Below are 18,411 nucleotides of genomic sequence, written 5' to 3'. Positions count from 1 at the left end.
GCGTCTTCAGAGAATTTTTCTTTTTCTTGCATTTTGTCCGATTATAGGTTTACAATTTCTAGTAAAATTGTGTCAACCTATTTCAGTACACGACCCCCGATCGCTATCGGAGCCTGTCCCGATCACTATCGGGAGCCTGTCCCGTCCCGAGACTTCGGGATACGGGAACAAAAAGTAAGAGAGAATTAGATTTCTATCAAAACCACTCCTCTCAATAAAAAAAACAATCCATCCTTATTGTTGGTTATTTCGATCTTGCCTAAACTGACACAGTTTGAACTGAAATGCTTGGCATAAGTAGACTGAAAAGGGTAGAGCAATTCGAACTATCATATCCAATTTTGACTATTTTTTAATACTCTAGATACATTCGCGCCAATCCCTGCGCTTCAGCGCTCCAAATTCAAAAACTTAGCAAACCCACTTATTCATATTCCAAACTTCCCATAAAAAAATCAAGGGAACCCCACTGGGATTCCCTTGATCTATTACCTGTTTTAATTTAAAGCTATTGATTAATTTCCATACCCTTGGTTCTGTACCAAATTCGGATTGGCATCCATCTCCCTCTGTGGAATCGGGAATACCATCCTAGGGTCGTTAAATTGATAAGTGGTATTTCCTTCTGTCACCGAACCACGAGTCCTTTTCACATCATGAATCGCATGACCTTCGTGCGCCAATTCAAGCTTTCTTTCTCTTAAAATCTGCTCCAATGTCACCGTCGTCAAAGCTGGAAGGCCTACACGTGCCCTCACTCTATTGATATCTTCTAGCGGTGTGGCTCCTGTTGTAGCGCTGGCTCTTAAGTTTGCTTCAGCTCTTGTCAGATATAATTCCGCCAAGCGCATCACTTTTACATTCTTAAATTGATCCCTCCACTTGGCTGTTCTTTCCTCACCTGCATCAAAGAAGAATTGATCCAATCTATCATCGTCAGCCTCGTATTGTGCAATATGCTGAGAAAGTATCGCCACATCTCCACCTCTAGCACCAAACTGAGGCAAGGAGTAGAACAAGAACATGTCATTAGCAGTATCCTGGGTATTGACTTGAATGGTAAACAAATCCTCTTGAGAGTCATTGTCCGTGTTGAAAGCATTCATAAATACTGGCACCAAGCTTTTCCCATTTGTAGTAGCGGTATTGATCGCTCGGTTAGCTGCATCCCTAGCATCCCCAAATCTTTCCATTTGTAGGTATACACGAGATAGCTGAGCCGATACTACATAGTTTCTAGCCAAGAAGGAGTTTACCGCAGGTAATAGTGATTCTGCTCTATTCAAATCATTTAGAATCTGCTGATATACTTCTTCTACCGTATTTCTACTAACAAAGCTCTCATCATCTATCTGACGAGTAGGCTGCAAAACCAATGGGACACCAAGATTGGCGCTTACATTGCCCGAAGTGTAAGGCTGAGCATAAAGCTTGATCAATTCGAAGTACATAGAACCTCTAATAAACAAAGCCTCTCCTTCTACTCTTCCTCTGTCAGATTCATTCACTACATCCAAGGCAGAAAGGACATTATTCGCTACGTTAATAGCCCTATAAGCAGCAGCCCATGTTCCTTCTACAAAGGAATTGTTCACAAAAATCTGCTTGTTAAACATCTCCCTTGGTTGGTTGAAAGTACCTTCCCACCTTACTTCATTGTTTGCTCCTAGCATTTCTGAATAAAGCTGTAATCTACCTCCGTAAAGGGACGTACTTCTCATTTCTGCATATGCCCCCAACAAAACACTCTTTACATTAGCATCAGAATTCAATGCCAAGCTTTGATCGATACTTTGTTGTGGAGAGATGAACAATTGATCGTCACAGCTACTAAAAACCGCTGTCAATCCTATTAATCCCGTGATTATATATTTTTTCATCTTCGTATCTTATTTAAAATCCTACATTAATACCCAAAGAGAAAGTCTTAGTCTGTGGTGCGGAGTAAAAGTTATTCCCAGATAAAATATTGCTAATTATATAGTCTGTATTCACCTCAGGGTCCCATCCTTTGTAATTGGTCAATGTCAACAGGTTCTGTCCTGTGAAGAACACACGCATGGAGTTTACCTTGAATCTTTCTAGCTGTGCTTTTGGAATATTGTATCCAAAAGTCAAGGTTCTCAATCTCAAATAACTACCATCTGATATAAATCTACTCGATGGTCTACATCCATTACACAAACCCAGTCTTGATTGTGGAACATCTGTAATGTCCCCCGGATTTTGCCATCTTCTCAACTGATCTCTAGTAGAGTTGTCAAATCTAAACCCTACAGAAGAATGAAATTCATTGCCTGCATCAAAAATATCATTGCCATATACACCTTGGAAAAGGATGCTCAAATCAAAGTTTTTATAGGTCAAGTTATTAGTAATACCTCCAAAGAATTTCGGATTTGGATCACCTACAAATTGTCTTTCAGCCTCGTTGTAGTTATTAGTAGTCTCAGTTCTTTCTGCATTGGTATAGTAAAGTGCATCGCCATTAGCTGGGTCTACACCTGCATAAGCTGGACCATAAAACACTCCGATTGACTGACCTATAAATACGCCATTCAAGAACCTCGAAGAAGCTGGAGGAATGGAAGTCTGACCTGGAGCAAGCTCTCTCACCCTATTGATGTTTCTAGCAAAGTTGAATGATGTATTCCAGGTGAAGTCCTGTCTGGCAACATTGACTGAGTTGAGGACAATTTCCATCCCGTAATTTTGCATTCTACCCACATTCTGTCTCTGAATATTGAATCCAGAAGTAGTAGGTACTGGGACATTCAGCAATAAACCTGATGTGTTTTTGTCATAAAGATCGACTTCCCCTGTGATTCTATCATTGAATAAAGAGAATTCAAGTCCTAAATTTAATTGAGTTGTATTCTCCCATGTAAGATTTGGATTGGGTGCTATTGTAGGAACTATACCTGATGCTGTTCCATAATTAGTCGCTCCAAAAATTCCTAAATGATTAAAATCACCAATTTCGGAATTTCCAGTCAGACCATAAGAAGCTCTCAACTTTAACAAGCTCAGTTTTTCATTGCCTTTCAAGAAGCCCTCTTCTGACAAAATCCAACCCACGGAAGCCGCTGGGAAGAAACCATACTTGTTGTTTTCCCCAAATCTAGACGACCCGTCTATCCTTGCACTCAAAGTTGCCAAATATTTACCTGCATACTTGTAATTTACTCTTGTGAAGTAAGACAAGAAAGAGAAGTTGGTCACAGAAGAAGAACCACCTATGATTTCTGCGGCAGAAGCTAGTGTTCTCAACTCATCAAAAGGGAACTCCTGTCCTTCCACGAAGGTGAAATACTGATCAGACTTCTGGAAAGACATCCCAGCAATCGCTTCTAAATCATGCTTGTCAGCAAAATTTTTGGTGTAAGTGAAGTAATTATTGGTGTTGTAATTGAAAATCCTAGTCCATCTAGATCTAGCATTACCATTGGTAGAAAGACCAACATTAGTTCTAGATCCAAAGAACTGCTCTTCATTTTGATTCATGATATCTACACCAAACTCAGAACGGAACCTCAAATCATCTCTTAATCTGTACTCCCCATATATATTGGTGATATTTCTAAAAGAAGTATTCAACCATTCTGCATTTTCAGAATCGATCAAGTTATTATAATAGGTAGTTGTAGGTCTGTCATACAATTGTCCATTCAAATCTCGAATAGGAGTAATAGGTGCTAGTGCAACCAATTGCATTGGATTATTGAATGCCAAATCATTTGAAACCTTATTATTTTGTACTCTAGCCAAATAAAAAGACCCTCCAATTAAAAATCTATTATTCAAATTATGGTCAAGTCTCAACCTACTAGACACCCTTTCAAAATCATTTCTGATCAAAATCCCATCCTGCTTGTCGTAAGCTCCTGAAAAGAAAAATCTGGTCTTCTCGTCCCCTCCAGAAGCAGAGAAATTTACATTCAAAGTTCCTGCATTAGGGTTGAAAGCTTGCTTTTGCCAATCTGTATCTGTTTCTCCTGTTCTCCATTCTGACCAACCAGAAAGGATATCAAATTCTCGATCCACAAATTGTAATTCAGATCCAGGATAATCTGCAGGGTTATTCAGAGGGTCAGTCCCAAAAACTCTACGGTCATAGTTATTCCCTGCTTCACGCATTAATTCAATATATTCGGAAGTATTCAAAAACTCTCTCAGCCTAGTAGGAGAAGATACCCCTCTTTGAATACCCACATTGAACTTGGTTTTACCTTTGGCTCCAGATCTAGTTGTGATCAAAACTACGCCGTTTGCAGCACGAGCACCATAAATTGCAGCAGCAGAAGCATCTTTCAAAACTTCAAAAGACTCAATATCATTGAAGTTAATGTCAGAAAGTGGATTGTAAAGTCCAATCGCACCAGTTGTGGTCATAGGTATACCATCGATCACATAAAGAGGATCATTACCCCCAGAAATAGATGTGGTACCACGAACACGGATCTTTACACCTTCACCCAATTTTCCGTTAGAAGATTCTACAAATACACCAGCCAATCTACCATGAAGAGCTTCTTGGAAGTTGGGAACTGGTACAGTTGCCAAGGCATCTCCTTTGACAGAAGCAATGTTCACTGTCAAATCTCCTTTAGTAGTGCTACCATATCCCACTTCCACTACTTCTCCAATGGTTTTGGCGTCTGAGTTTAAAGTCACATTGATTGTAGAAGCGCTTCCCACTGCAAATTCTTGGGAAACAAATCCAATAAATGAAAACACCAGGGTTTCATTTGCACTGGCCTGAATGGTATACCGACCATCCATGTCTGAAACCGTACGGCGAGTAGTGCCTTTCACTAAAACATCAACCCCAGATAATGGGCCTCCCATTTCATCCGATAAAATCTGTCCAGATATCAAAACATTTTGGGAATATGATGCTTGACCGAAAAACGATAATGTAAAAAAGATAAGAAGTAAAACTTTTTTCATAAGATCATTTTGAGTAGTTATGATGTAAATATTACTTAAATTCAGAACTTTACAAAAGAACAATCTCTCAACAACACTTAAAGCAAAAGGTGGTTTTTATCAGTATTACATGTTTTTAACATAAATTTTAATTTGTATCTCATTTTTTTTTATTCAAAAAAATTACCGTTTTTTTTAAAATATTTTCTAAAAACTCACAAAAAAAGCCATGAAATAAATCCATGGCTTTCAAAAAGATCTAATTAGATAACTTAGAATGTAAATCGAATCGACAGTGCGACCTCATCACCCCACCATCCTGTATAGCCAGAAATATTGAATGCTGGCTTATAATCTAACGATAAGTTGATTGGTGCATCGGTGAATTTATAATCTAAACCAATGATACCATCCAAACCGATCACAGTATAGCTTCTGTTGGGCTCTCCCCAAGGAGTATTTCCCCTGTTGGCATTCCAAGTACCAATATGTGCACCACCACCATAAAACCAACGCAATCCTCTTACTTCTCTGATGTCATTATGTACTTCATAAAGTCCTGTAATGACCAAACCCCTCCATCTAGAATGCAAAATCCCCTCTATAGCTCCTTTTTCAGTTAGAAAATGTTTTACAGTCAGACCATTGCCAACACCAGCTCTCAGACCGATCCCTGTGTTGTAACCTTGTGCCAAAGTTTCATTACCTACAGCCATAAAGGCGAGGATTACAAGCGTGTAAATTACCTTTTTCATGTTTTTGTAGTTTAGAATAAATATATCAAATAATTAAAAGAAAAACACCTCCTGAGGAGTGATGCACAAATCTAAGGGAATATCGTGCCATTCTTGATCGATTTTTACTACAGGTTCAAAAAAACTTACACCCACCTTCATTACTTCCTGATCCAATTTACTCAAAAACCCATCGTAATATCCTTTCCCATAGCCAAGTCTATTCCCCTTTTGGTCATAAGCTAAAAGCGGAACCAAAACCAATTGTATTTGATCAAGAGCTGCAACATCTGCCAAACTAGGCACAGGAATCCCCCAACTGTCGATTGTCAAATCTTCCAAATTCTTCAAATACACAGTCTTCAATTCACCCGACTCAGTATCCAAAATCGACGTATAAAGTTGATAACCTTGATCAAGTAAAATTGCAATCAATGGGAAACTGTCTATTTCTTTGAGTCGTTCGATAGACAAAAAAACATGCAAATGCTTGATATCTGGATATTTCACCAAAAAATCAAGAAAGCGCTGATGGATCATTTCTGACTTTTCCTGAATCTCAAGCGAAGTCAACTCAGCCCTCTTTTTCCTGTGTTCAGCCCTAATTTGTCCCTTATTCATTTTCCAACTTCAATATCAAATAATTGAAATCCAACGGATCAAAACTAGCCAAAAGTTTACCTATAAAGCCCTCATCAGCGAGATAGAACTTCATCATGTTTTCAACCCTTTCCTGTGGACTTCCACCAGGATACATCATTTGCTTCAAAGTCTGCATCCTATTCAAATCAGTGGCTAACCTGCGTTCCTCGGCTTTTCTAACCTTTCCAGCTAGGTGATCTAATATTTTTATTGACCTCACCTTGGCCGCCTCAAAAGCTGACCCCAAAGTAGCATCCACTTTCACTGCTCGCTGCGAAGCCGCTGTCATAAGCAAAGCAAGTTGCTGCTTCTCTTCAGATAAGCTAATATCCAATATGGCATTTTGAGCAACATGCGCTTTTTTCCATCCTTCAAAATCTACGAACAATTCTTCATCTGATAAACCCAACTGCTCTTGCTTCTTCTGCACCAAAGGATCTAAGACGACCGCAAAATTACGAGGCATCACAGCTGGAAATGGAACTTGATAGTATTCAAAAACGCCCTTCAACTGAAACCAATAGGCAACCTCAGCAGGGCCTCCCAAATAAGCAATATTAGGAAGAATCATCTCCTGATAAAGTGGCCTCAGCACCACATTGGGACTGAATCGCTCCGGATGAGATTGGATCAAATCCTTGATTTCTGATTCACTATAGGCCAAGGAAGTATTCAGTACCTGGTACTGACCACCAACCTTTTCAATTCGCTCCCTGACACCCTTATCCATGTAGAAAAAATTGATCTCGCGAGGGAAAATCTGACTTTTATACCCTAATTGCTCTAAAGCAGACGATTTTTCATTCGCCTTCTGAAAGGGAACATGATCTGTAAGGTCACTTTCCACCACTGGAATCAAAAGCTTCTTCAATGCTACATCATTCCCATCAATGATGACCAAGCCTTCATCTGCAAATAAAGCATGAACATACCTTCTTGCAGCTTCTGCTACCGTCTTGGAATTGAGATAGGCATCTTTAAAAACTTGATGTGCAAAAGGAACTGTTTTTAGAAACTCCTTGAATGAATCATCAATTTGAAACTCCCCAACTGCGCCTTGTTGGTTGGTATTCCACTGATACTTCTTCCCATCCAATTTGAAATAATTGACTTCATCAAAATCATGGTCCTCCGCCCCCATCCAATAGACAGGTACAAAATGATGCTTAGGATATTTCGACTTCAGTTGCCTCGCAAGGTTGATCGTGGATACGATCTTATAGATAAAGTAAAGTGGCCCTGTAAACAAATTTAGCTGGTGCCCAGTCGTCACTGTAAAAGTATGAGCATCTCCTAAGCTTTTGATTTGAGACAAGGATTCTTCAGACAAGGATATACCAGCATACTGACGCTTCAATGCCTCCACCAAGATCTCTCTATTGCTTTGGCTAAATTCCTTTGCTGCTATCAATTTCTCGAAATTCTCAATCTTAGGAAAGTGACTGTAAAACGCCTTCAATTCTTTTTTCTCTGCTAGGTAGTCTAAAAATAATTGCGAGAATTGGCCGGTACACGCGGGATCTACTGTAGCTTTAATCATGGAATTATCGGGTTGTATGCTAAGATATTGGGTACAAGTTCAACTAACTTGCTTACAAACCATAAAGTTCGAAAATTTTCTGGTATTACAAGAGCGGTCATTTCTTGTTGAATATCTTCAAAAATTATATAAAAGATGTTGAACTAATTGCGTGTAATTTTGGGGTATGTTGATGTCTTTCAGATAGAATTAAAAACTGAAACCAAACGGAAATGAAAAAGAAAGAAATCCCTGTGGATGGCATGAGCTGCGCCGCTTGTGCCGTCTCAATAGAAAATACATTGAAAAACAGTCCTGGCGTAAAGTCAGCCACAGTAAACTATGCCAATCATGCCGCTATCATAGAATGGGAAGATTTGGAAATAAGCATAGAGGATTTAAAAAAAGCCGTTCAGTCCAGCGGATATGATTTGCTGATAGGTGACATTACCCAAGAGGAATTGGATAACAAACAGCAAGAAGCTTATCAAAAACTCAAACAGAAGACGCTTTATGCTGGCATACTGGCCTTCCCTGTTTTTATGATCGGGATGTTTTGGATGCACATGCCATATGGAAATTATATCATGTGGGCGCTGACTACTCCTATTCTTCTTGTATTTGGCAATCAGTTTTTCAAAAATGCCTGGAATCAGACCAAAAACCTGTCTGCCAATATGGACTCCTTAGTGGCCATCAGTACCGGAATCGCCTATATTTACAGTACCTTCAATACATTCTTTCCTGACTTCTTGATCAGCAAGGGCTTGGAACCACATGTCTATTTCGAAGCTGCTGCGGTGATCTTATTTTTTATCCTACTTGGAAAAATGCTCGAAGCAGGAGCCAAAGCAGGAACAGGTGAGGCCTTGAAAAAATTAATGAGTCTTCAACCAAAGGAATTGATTGTTCTGGAAAATGGTCAAGAAATCCTAAAGGAAACTGATGAAGTGAAAAAAGGAGAGATGATCCTTATCAAACCAGGCCAAAAAATTCCACTTGATGGAAAAATCATTGAAGGTGAATCTTATGTAGATGAAAGCATGCTTACTGGCGAGCCCATTCCCATTGCCAAAACTGCTAATTCTGAAGTATATGCAGGCACTATCAATCAAGCTGGTAGTATTGTCTTTGAGGTCACTTCTGAAAGTCACCAAACACTCCTCTCACAGATTATTCAAAGGGTAAAAACCGCACAAGGATCAAAAGCTCCCGTACAAAAACTTGTAGATAAAATCGCCTCTATATTTGTCCCAACGGTTTTGGTGATTGGAATTGTCACTTTACTAGTTTGGGGACTAAGCGGAACAACCGACGCTTGGCTCAGAGGGATGTTAGCTATGATAACTGTTTACGTTATTGCCTGTCCCTGTGCTCTGGGATTGGCTACACCTACAGCCATCATGGCAGCCATGGGGCATGGGGCAGAACTAGGAGTCCTGATCAAAGATGCAGAAAGTCTTGAAAGAGGTACCCAAATTGACACTTTAGTCCTAGACAAAACAGGGACGATTACAGAAGGAATGCCTCAAGTAGAAACTTTTGTGGCAAGTGAGTTTTTCCAAGAAAAAGATAAGGTTGCACTATATAGTTTAGAGAAAAAAAGCGAACATCCATTGGCTAATGCCATTTCAGAGTACCTAGAAGGTAATCATACTCCAATTCAAAATTTCCAAAGCATTACTGGAAAAGGCGTGGAGGGGGTTTTCGAAGAAACCACTTTTCGCATAGGAAATCTCAAGTGGCTGAAAGAAGAAAAAGTAAATCTAGATGATTCAATGCTGAAAAAAGCTGAACAGCTGCTTGCAGAGGGAGCAATCATCGTTTACGCTGCAAAGGGAAAAAATTTACTAGGATATTTCAAAATCACCGATCCCATCAAAAATTCATCTCCTAAAGCGATTCAACAACTTCAAGCCTTAGGCATCGAAGTGCACATGCTCACAGGAGATCAAAAAAATACAGCAGCTTTTATCGCCAATGCCGTAGGCATAAGCCAATTTGAAGCGGAAATGCTTCCAGAAGCCAAGGCTAACTACATCAAAAACCTCCAAGCTAAAGGCAAAAAAGTCGCTATGGTGGGAGACGGCATCAATGACAGTGAAGCTCTGAGTATCGCTGATCTGAGTATTGCCATGGGGCAAGGGGCAGATATTGCGATGGAGGTAGCAGAGATCACACTGGTACATTCTGACTTGATCAAAATACCTCAAGCACTACAGCTCACTAAGAAAACGGTGAAAATTATCAAACAAAACCTATTTTGGGCTTTTATATACAATGTGATTGGAATTCCTTTGGCAGCTGGTGTGTTATACCCAGCATTCGGCTTCCTGCTCAATCCCATGATCGCTGGAGCAGCCATGGCACTTTCATCAGTCTCAGTGGTAAGTAATAGCTTAAGACTTAGACGAGCTATTAAGGATTAGTTATTGGGGGATTAGCTACTAGGGATTAGTTATTAGGTCTATTTTGTCATGTTATAAAGTGACAAGAAAAATCCTGCCAGGTTTTGAAATGATAAATTTTAAACCTGTATGGTTCATCAACCTGGCGGGTTTGACCCAATCTCCTAATTTAATAAAGTAGGATTAGGGAAATTAGGATTAACAACTGGTATCTTGGCGCAAGTTGCATTGACTTACGCCTTGGTAAACATAGAGTCAAATCCCAGAGGGGTTAAACATTTAATTGCCCTGTATGAAATGCAGGGATAAAAATATGAACAATATGAAAACACAACAATTCAAAACCAACGTGAAATGTGGTGCATGCGTAGCGGCCATCACACCGGAAATGTCAAAATTAGAAGATACTGAGTGGAAGGTGGACTTGAGCCATCCTGATAGAATTCTGACTGTATCAGGAGAGCAAAATCCAGAGGCAATCATCTCTACCTTAGAAAAAGCTGGATACAAAGCTGAGGCAATCTAATCAAACAATTATTACAAATTTAAACTTAACCTGAGTAGGTCAATCTAATACGACTGCCTATTTCAGGTTTATTTTATTAGCTTTGCCCAAAACAATATTATGATCAATTACCAACAATTTGTATTGGATAACGGCCTTCAGGTACTGGTTCATGAGGACCACAGTACCAAAATAGCTGTCGTCAACATCCTCTATAAAGTTGGCTCTCGCAATGAAATAATAGGCAAAACTGGGTTGGCACATTACTTCGAACACCTGATGTTTGGAAGTACGAAGCACATCCCTGTTTTTGATACTGCATTGGAGAAAGTAGGAGGTTCTTGCAATGCTTTTACCAATACTGACATCACTAATTATTACATCACGCTCCCAGCTGTGAATCTGGAAACGGCTTTTTGGCTAGAATCAGACAGAATGATGAACCTAGCCCTAACCGATAAAACCATAGAGACGCAACGCAAAGTAGTCATTGAAGAATTCAAGCAACGCTACCTCAATCAGCCTTATGGAGATATCTTTCACCACATCAGAGAACTAGCATATGATCGGCATCCTTATCAGTGGCCTACGATTGGCAAAGAGATAGAAGACATTGTCAATTATAAAAAAGAAGATGTAGAGGAATTCTACTTCACTCATTATCGCCCAGACAATGCCATCATGGTAGTAGCTGGCGATGTCACATTGGAAGAGGTCAAGCGATTGAGTGAAAAATGGTTTGCAGAGATTCCTTCTGCATCTATTCCTAAAAAAACTATTACCGCCGAACTCCCTCAAGTCAAAAAGAAAACAAAAATTGTAGCAGCCAAAGTCCCTACGGATGCCCTTTACAAAGTCTATCACATGCCGGGCAAAATGCAGGAAGGCTACTTAGAAGCTGATCTTATAACAGACATCATTGGCTTTGGCCGCTCTTCGATTTTGGAACAGGAGCTAGTCAAAAATGGACAAACATTCGCGTCTATTGGAGCTTACATCTTTGGGACTGTAGACCCTGGACTGATGGTTTTCTCTGGCAAAATGGAGAAAGGACAGTCCGCAGAAGAGGCTGAGAAAGCTTTAGACCAAGTGGTAAAAGCTTTTAAAAGTAGCAAGATTTCAGACACTATTCTCCAGAAAGTGAAAAATCAAGCTGAAGCCATGAAAACCTACGAATCGATCCAATTGTTGAATAGAGCTATGAGCTTGGCCTATTACGCCCATTTGGGCAACCCTAACTATTACCAAGAGGAGTACGAAATCAAAACCCGCATTCCTTCGGATAAAATCATCCATTGGGCCAATACAATATTGCAAGAAGAGAATGCTTCGGTGATATACTATAAAAGTGTAAATAATTAATTTATTCATCTTGAGCGATTATGATGTAGATATTCATTGGTATTTATGCCGCTAAAGCGGACATAATATTGGTAGATATCACACTAAATGGACACTGAAAATCAAGAATGAAGCACAAGTTAAAAGTAGCGAATAATAAAATTGACATAAAGATTTCTTACAAGAAAGATGAAAAAGATAAGAGTTGGATTTGGGTATGATGTACATCAGCTGCAAGTAGGCTATGATTTTTGGTTGGGTGGGATCAAACTTGCTCATGAAAAAGGCGCCGTAGGACATTCTGATGCTGATGTACTCATTCATGTCATTTGCGACGCCTTACTAGGTGCAGCCAACATGAGGGACATAGGCTATCATTTTTCGGACAAAGACCCAAAATACAAAGGCATAGATTCAAAAATCCTACTCAGAGATGTGATGAAACTAATTCGGGAAAAAGGCTATGAAGTGGGGAATATTGATTCTACCATCTGTCTACAAATCCCAAAAGTAAACCCTCACATTCCTGAAATGAAAAAGTGCTTGGCAGAGGTCATGGGAATTGATGAAGAAGATATTTCCATCAAAGCTACTACTACTGAGCAGCTGGGCTTCGTTGGTAGAGAAGAGGGGGTTTCTGCCTATTGTGCTGTATTGATAGAAAAAGCTTAAGTATGTCTGACGAAATTAAAATCATCACGACCGAGGACGGCTCACATTCCTTGTATCATCCTGGGCTGAATGAAACCTATCACTCCTTTCATGGCGCATACCGTGAGTCTGTTCATGTGTTTATGCTATATGGTTTGGAAACTTGGTTCGTAAGAAATCCAGGAGTTCAACCGATTCGGATTTTTGAAGTCGGATTTGGTACAGGGTTAAATGCCTGGCTCACCTTAGTGTGGGCTGAGCAAAACAAAGTTCCCGTTTTGTATCACAGCATTGAGCCATTCCCTTTGGACAAGGAAATCTACAGCCAGCTGAACTATACCGAGGTAGATGAGACCATCATGCACTACAAACCTTATTTTGAAAGGCTGCATCAAGCTCCATGGAATGAAGGTGTAATTGTTTCAGAATATTTCAATATGAAAAAGGACATCATCACGCTAGAGGATGTTCAACTTTACCCTACTGATGTAGTGTTTTTCGATGCATTTGCACCTAGCAAGCAGCCAGAACTTTGGAACAAAGACATGCTGAAAAAGGTGACGGAAAGTATGAATCCAGAAGGAATTTTCACAACTTACTGTGCCATGGGCCAGCTCAAGCGAGACCTAAAAGACTTGGGCCTTAAAGTAGAAACATTACCTGGCCCTCCGGGAAAAAAAGAAATGACGAGAGCGGTGAAATAAAACTACTCCTCTTCTTTCCTTTTTAAAACAGGAAGTTTTTTGGGTGGACGCGACTGACCAAAACCAAAGGTTCCCTTCAAGCCCGAGAATGTTGTTTTCCACCAGTAATTGAATATAAATTTCTCAGTATCTCTAGGTTCATAGATAGAGCCCTTAACCGTGTTCCTAGGGAACTTTCGAGGGTTATGACTCTTCAAAGCAAAAGTATTCAATACGAAAGTAAGGATTCGCTTTCTTCCTTTTCCTAGCTCCAAAGTCCTCTCGTCTAGCAAGTCTACCCTGAGGTCATTGTACATGAGCACCATACTACCTCGGGCATCTTTATTATCAGCTGTAAACGACCAATCGCCTCCATGTACACGCCCCTCACGAACTTGCGCATGCGCATTTGGCACCAAGATAGAATTGATCAAATCGAAATCAAATGCTCCTAACTGCGCATTGATCTGCATAGGATAGGGAGACTGATAGCGCATCTGCCCTTGGAGGCTGATATCAGCTGCTCCATTGAGCTTTCCCATTGCTAGGATAAAACTCTTATCCAAAGAGAAATCTTCTGGATTCGCCCCCAAATGAAATGGATATAGTGCTGCATACAGTTCAGAAAAATAGATCTCTCCTGGAACAAGTCCCTTCTCTGGGAACTCAGTATAGCGTACCATCCCATTAATCAACTGTAGCGTATCCACCTCGGCTACAAAACCTACTTGCTGCATCAGTTCTTGTGGCATCATTTTGTATTGATCCTCGGCAAGCGGGTAGCGCTTGTCTCTGAATATTGAAGCTTCCAAGTCTATCACTTCGATCAATGATGCTTGGAGTTCCTGTTTTTCTGCAAGTCGCTCAAGATTTGGGAAGTGAATCAGCACCTCAGGGATAGAGAACTCCATGACATCAATCTCTTGATTCATTTTTCTGGTATAGGCAAATCTACCATAGCGAGGTTTCATGCTGACATTCTGAAGCTGAATCTGATCTTGACTGACTAAGGCATAACCAATAGTGAGCACATTCATGCTGTCTTTGGTATAAAACTTATAATCTGGTAAGCTGACTTTGAATTCTTTTTTCAACAAAACCGCCTGATCAAATCCAGACATATCCTCCAAATCAATATCTAAATCCTTCAAAGTAATGTTAAGTTTCTTGAAATGCTGAGGTTCCTTGGATGAGTTTTTGTCAAAAAAAGCCAAGTTCCCATCGACAATCTCAAATTCTTCAACTTTGATGGTTTCAAGTACTGTCTTTGCTTCTTGTCCTTCTTCTAAGGCTTCTTGCTCTTTTTCAGGTTTCGCAACATCGTCTAAGAATATCTCTATATCAGGCCTAAAAAGCCTCAACTCACTGATCAAAAGATCTTTGTTGAATTGCACATCAGATACTGCCTCGGTCTTGATCAAGGCAGTAGGTATGTGACCAGATATGACAGGAATTCCAGGTTTTCCTGATAGTGTGTAAGGTATAATCCTTAAGTTATTGAGGAAAATACCCTCGTAGCGCGTATCCAATTCTACTTTGGTAAAAGTCACTCGGTGAACACTATCTGGTAAAGTCAACCAAAACTCATCAATGGCCAATGATAGTCCTCCAAAAAAACCTGAAATATCTCCTTTGCTTAAAGTCGCAGAGTCGAGCATGAAGTCATAAATTGACAAATTGATCCCTGTATCGACCAGCTCACTCCTAATCCCATTTTCTCTAAATGACAGATTGAAATTTGCGTTTTCAGCGGTGACAGTATCTATATTGATCAAGTTGATCGTCTTAGGAAGTGCCCGGTCTCTTCTTCGGCTAGACTCCACTTCATCAGCATCATCAAAATCCTTGTTGATCAATAAATTCACCGAAGAACCCGAAAACTTCACTTTGCTTAAGCTCAGTTCATTGTCGAACAGGAAGCGCTCAAGGTCCACACCTGTAAATGAAAGGCTGGGGATATTAGCTGAAATTCTGGTCTTATCTATGACATTGTTACTCGGGCGAAGCTGCACATTGCTGGTAATGATTTCTTCCCTAGCTGTATTGAAGCTGATGCGGTCTGCCACGATATTGTATTTGCCATCGGCAATACTGAAAACATAATTATTCAAGCCCAAATCTACTTCCTCGGAAAAAAGCAAGCGGAAGTCTTCTGGCCTAGTGTTTTGGTCTATTCTGAAATTTTTGACAGCGATAGAAACGTTGTCTTCTGAAAATGTACGGATATTCTCTCTCACATAGTTTTCATAGTTCAAACTCCCTCGCTGTAAAATTAAAGAGTCAACTGTCACAGCAGTAAAGTAATTCTGAAGCAATTCTAGCACATCTTGCTTTTCTACTTTTTCATCCTCTGACCTCTCACGCTGCCTGTAGCTATACACGTTGATTTTGGGAGAAGGAACCCTAATCTGCTTGATATTGAGCACACCTCCAAAATAGGCTTTATTCAAATCAACTCCTGTTGCGAGGAAGCGAGGCACATAAATATCAATTACTGTGTTTTTATCATAGCGGTCTAACACATTCTGAATCTGATCTCTGTCAAATGGTTGAATGGAGAAGCCCTCGATTCTCACAATTGATGCTTTGGTATCAAGAAAGACATTGGAGGCTTTGAAAACATGTAGATTATCAGAAAGTTTGAGTGCATAGTCTTTCAGCTCAATCTGTAATGCCTCAGCTAAAAATATACTCTTGCTATTTTTGCCAGCTTGATCATCCAAAGCAAAATGTTCAAGGACTAAATTTACAGTACCAAAAGAAAGACTATCCTGCCGAACCCTCAAGTTATTATCCACCACGAGCGATCCTTCTTTGATTTCCAATCGACCGACATAGATCGCTTGTAGGAAATCCTGAGTTAGCGCTTGAAGATCAAATGATTTTTGATTTCCATTGCCAGTTTTGACATCACGAAGGATGATTTCTGGGCTATTGATCATCACTTCTGCGATATCTACAATCCCTTGATTATAGATTTTTTTGAGATTGGAGTCTTGAATGTCTAATGCTGGAACATGTATCTCAAAAATGGTCAAATCTTCATCTTCCTCCGCCTCTGCTGTAGGTAAGATCCTGACATCCTTCACTTGAATAGCATCATCGAAAGAAGATAGTGAAACAAAATCCCCTGTAACTCTGTGTATCTCATCTCCAAGAGCAATTTCTACTTGATGCAATTTCACAGCAGCATCTTGAGCATAGAAGAATTGATTTTTCTTCAGGGACTCGTTTGGTCCGACGTACACATCTTTCATCTCAAAATCTATCCGATCGGCTTTGATGCGGTGATTTTCAGGATCATCGATATTTCTTTGAGTAAACTTCCCCTTCTCAATTACCAAATCTGCAATCTGAATTGAAGTGAGTATCCCCGCTATCAATTCATAAAGATCAAAGATCCCCACATCAGATTTAACCTCCCTAGGTGTAGAATAAAGGTTAAATTCTGGTTTCACTAATTTCAGAGATCCAACCTCAACTTCAGAGGTATAAAAAACCTTGTTGACATCAGCATCTGTAAGCCTGAGATTAGCCAATTCAACTTGAAAATAGCTCAATGATTTTTTTGACAAATCAGGAGAAATACTGATTTTCTTCGCTTCGATGAATTGCTCCAACGAGGAAATATGCACTTCTGAGGCCTGAATCGTATGAACACTATCGGCAAGTAAGATTTCGAAATTATCTAAATCTATAGCAAAACCTGCGGCATTAAAAGGTGTCTGTGGACTTCTTTCCTGAAGAAGCTGAATGTCTTTTACCCGGATATCAGCATGATCGACCTTGATGGACTTTTGAGAAATGAAGTTCTTTAACAAAAGATCTGCTTCGTCTACCAACAATTCTTTGATCCTAATTTCACGAAGCCCCAAGTCACCAAAGGTCTTTTTGATCTCTTCTTCAAGCATCATCAGCGGGGAAGTTTCTCCTTCTTCCAAAAGTTCTTCCAAGTCCTCTTGAAGCTTAAATTCTATGGAAGGATCACTCAATTTGACCAAACCGATCTGAAACTCGCGCTTACCAAAAAGATAAAAAAGTCTGGTAAGAGATACTTTTGGGACAGTAATTTTGTAATATGGAATATCTGATAGCTCCTCAAAAGCCTCTTCCACGGGATTGAGGCTCAGGCCTTCGAAAATCACTCCCCTTGCAAAAAGAGAAATGTAGAAGCGGTCAAAATCAATCTCATATTTTTCCTCTGATGCTTGAGCAACTTTCTTTTTGAGGTAATTTCTTAGGAAAAAATCTGAAGAAAAATAAGTCACCACTTGAAGCACCAACAAGATAGCAAGGACGATTCCTGCAGGCTTAAGATATCTTAAAGCCCTTAATTTCCAAGTTTTGTACCGTGCTGTTGGTTCAGTCATACCTATTTCTACTAAAGTAAAAGTAATACAAAACCTTCGTAAATAAACAATATAGGTCTAGGCAATATTCAAGATGCCCAGTCTTTACCGAGATGGATTGTAACTAACACTATGGGATTTCAGCTATTCTACCCTCTTTTTCAAGCTTCCTGGATGCTGGCTTGTAATCAACACCGATAGTACATCAATATCATTCCCATTGACAATATATAAAACCAAATTCGGAAAATGGTCTACGACATAAGCTCTAACTTTCTGTATTCAGCCATAGAACTGAGACTTAATCAAAAGTGAGGTACTACGGTAATCTAAGTGCAGGCATTGTTTGAAGCTTATTGAATTTATAGATAGATACCGAAAATTATGGGGGTTATTAATGGTAAATATTCAGTCTATTCACATTTTATTTACAAAAACTAGAACATAAAAAAAGCTATGAAATATAATTTCATAGCTTAGTCAATTAACAATAAACCCAAAATAACCTGATGATTGATAAGGATTCGAACCTCTTTTCTTTTCAGAATTACGACCGACTCGTTTCAAACATTTCAAAAGCACTTTTTACTTCTGATTTCTTTTACAAATGTACGCACCAAATTTTATTCTTGAAAATATTATAAGAAAAT

General features: G+C 39.5%; 11 protein-coding genes. 5 read left to right on the top strand and 6 right to left on the bottom strand.

Annotated elements, in window-relative coordinates; translation table 11 throughout:
* Positions 1-515: 515 nt before the first annotated feature.
* The 5 genes from CHB66_RS09185 to bshC form a co-directional block, all read right to left on the bottom strand.
* Positions 516-1,880 carry a RagB/SusD family nutrient uptake outer membrane protein gene (locus tag CHB66_RS09185; protein WP_089240200.1) on the bottom strand — a complete coding sequence of 455 codons (1,365 nt, stop codon included), beginning with the start codon at positions 1,878-1,880 and terminating at the stop codon, positions 516-518.
* A gap of 13 nt (positions 1,881-1,893) precedes the next feature.
* Positions 1,894-4,950: a SusC/RagA family TonB-linked outer membrane protein gene (locus CHB66_RS09180; protein ID WP_089240198.1), complete on the bottom strand. Its 3,057-nt coding sequence runs from the start codon at positions 4,948-4,950 to the stop codon at positions 1,894-1,896.
* Between the two features lie 251 nt (positions 4,951-5,201).
* Positions 5,202-5,684, bottom strand: coding sequence for a hypothetical protein (locus CHB66_RS09175; protein WP_076502586.1), 483 nt, complete (start codon positions 5,682-5,684; stop codon positions 5,202-5,204).
* A 33-nt stretch (positions 5,685-5,717) separates the two neighbouring features.
* Positions 5,718-6,284, bottom strand: a complete 567-nt coding sequence (locus CHB66_RS09170) for a 5-formyltetrahydrofolate cyclo-ligase (RefSeq protein ID WP_089240196.1) — start codon at positions 6,282-6,284, stop codon at positions 5,718-5,720.
* Positions 6,277-7,845: a bacillithiol biosynthesis cysteine-adding enzyme BshC gene (bshC, locus tag CHB66_RS09165; RefSeq protein ID WP_089240194.1), complete on the bottom strand. Its 1,569-nt coding sequence runs from the start codon at positions 7,843-7,845 to the stop codon at positions 6,277-6,279. Before bshC ends, CHB66_RS09170 begins: the two co-directional genes overlap by 8 nt.
* 212 nt (positions 7,846-8,057) lie before the next feature.
* Here bshC and CHB66_RS09160 point away from each other — a divergent pair, with 212 nt between their 5' ends.
* From CHB66_RS09160 to mnmD, 5 genes are all read left to right on the top strand, one after another.
* Complete coding sequence (locus tag CHB66_RS09160) at positions 8,058-10,253, top strand: heavy metal translocating P-type ATPase (protein WP_089240192.1); 2,196 nt, start codon at positions 8,058-8,060, stop codon at positions 10,251-10,253.
* Between the two features lie 301 nt (positions 10,254-10,554).
* Positions 10,555-10,758, top strand: a complete 204-nt coding sequence (locus tag CHB66_RS09155; RefSeq protein ID WP_089240226.1) for a heavy-metal-associated domain-containing protein — start codon at positions 10,555-10,557, stop codon at positions 10,756-10,758.
* Positions 10,759-10,857: 99 nt separating this feature from the next.
* Entirely contained in the window at positions 10,858-12,099 is a 1,242-nt protein-coding gene (locus tag CHB66_RS09150) for a M16 family metallopeptidase (RefSeq protein ID WP_089240190.1), read from the top strand.
* A 168-nt stretch (positions 12,100-12,267) separates the two neighbouring features.
* Positions 12,268-12,750 carry a 2-C-methyl-D-erythritol 2,4-cyclodiphosphate synthase gene (gene ispF / locus CHB66_RS09145; RefSeq protein ID WP_089240188.1) on the top strand — a complete coding sequence of 161 codons (483 nt, stop codon included), beginning with the start codon at positions 12,268-12,270 and terminating at the stop codon, positions 12,748-12,750.
* Positions 12,751-12,752: 2 nt separating this feature from the next.
* Complete coding sequence (gene mnmD, locus CHB66_RS09140; protein WP_089240186.1) at positions 12,753-13,433, top strand: tRNA (5-methylaminomethyl-2-thiouridine)(34)-methyltransferase MnmD; 681 nt, start codon at positions 12,753-12,755, stop codon at positions 13,431-13,433.
* A 2-nt stretch (positions 13,434-13,435) separates the two neighbouring features.
* Here the strand turns inward: mnmD and CHB66_RS09135 are convergent, their stop codons facing one another.
* On the bottom strand, positions 13,436-17,782 hold the full coding sequence (locus CHB66_RS09135; protein ID WP_089240184.1) for a hypothetical protein: 4,347 nt from the start codon (positions 17,780-17,782) through the stop codon (positions 13,436-13,438).
* Positions 17,783-18,411 lie beyond the last annotated feature (629 nt).

The sequence above is a fragment of the Belliella buryatensis genome (assembly GCF_900188245.1).
Lineage (GTDB): Bacteria > Bacteroidota > Bacteroidia > Cytophagales > Cyclobacteriaceae > Belliella > Belliella buryatensis.
Note: the sequence above shows the minus strand (reverse complement) of the source record. Positions and strands in the feature narration are given on the sequence as shown.

What these genes read in the sequence shown, in the direction of transcription:
- CHB66_RS09185 (WP_089240200.1), bottom strand. Translation starts at nt 1,880, where the DNA reads ATGAAAAAATATATAATCACGGGATTAATAGGATTGACAGCGGTTTTT.
- CHB66_RS09180 (WP_089240198.1), bottom strand. Translation starts at nt 4,950, where the DNA reads ATGAAAAAAGTTTTACTTCTTATCTTTTTTACATTATCGTTTTTCGGT.
- CHB66_RS09175 (WP_076502586.1), bottom strand. Translation starts at nt 5,684, where the DNA reads ATGAAAAAGGTAATTTACACGCTTGTAATCCTCGCCTTTATGGCTGTA.
- CHB66_RS09170 (WP_089240196.1), bottom strand. Translation starts at nt 6,284, where the DNA reads ATGAATAAGGGACAAATTAGGGCTGAACACAGGAAAAAGAGGGCTGAG.
- bshC (WP_089240194.1), bottom strand. Translation starts at nt 7,845, where the DNA reads ATGATTAAAGCTACAGTAGATCCCGCGTGTACCGGCCAATTCTCGCAA.
- CHB66_RS09160 (WP_089240192.1), top strand. Translation starts at nt 8,058, where the DNA reads ATGAAAAAGAAAGAAATCCCTGTGGATGGCATGAGCTGCGCCGCTTGT.
- CHB66_RS09155 (WP_089240226.1), top strand. Translation starts at nt 10,555, where the DNA reads ATGAAAACACAACAATTCAAAACCAACGTGAAATGTGGTGCATGCGTA.
- CHB66_RS09150 (WP_089240190.1), top strand. Translation starts at nt 10,858, where the DNA reads ATGATCAATTACCAACAATTTGTATTGGATAACGGCCTTCAGGTACTG.
- ispF (WP_089240188.1), top strand. Translation starts at nt 12,268, where the DNA reads ATGAAAAAGATAAGAGTTGGATTTGGGTATGATGTACATCAGCTGCAA.
- mnmD (WP_089240186.1), top strand. Translation starts at nt 12,753, where the DNA reads ATGTCTGACGAAATTAAAATCATCACGACCGAGGACGGCTCACATTCC.
- CHB66_RS09135 (WP_089240184.1), bottom strand. Translation starts at nt 17,782, where the DNA reads ATGACTGAACCAACAGCACGGTACAAAACTTGGAAATTAAGGGCTTTA.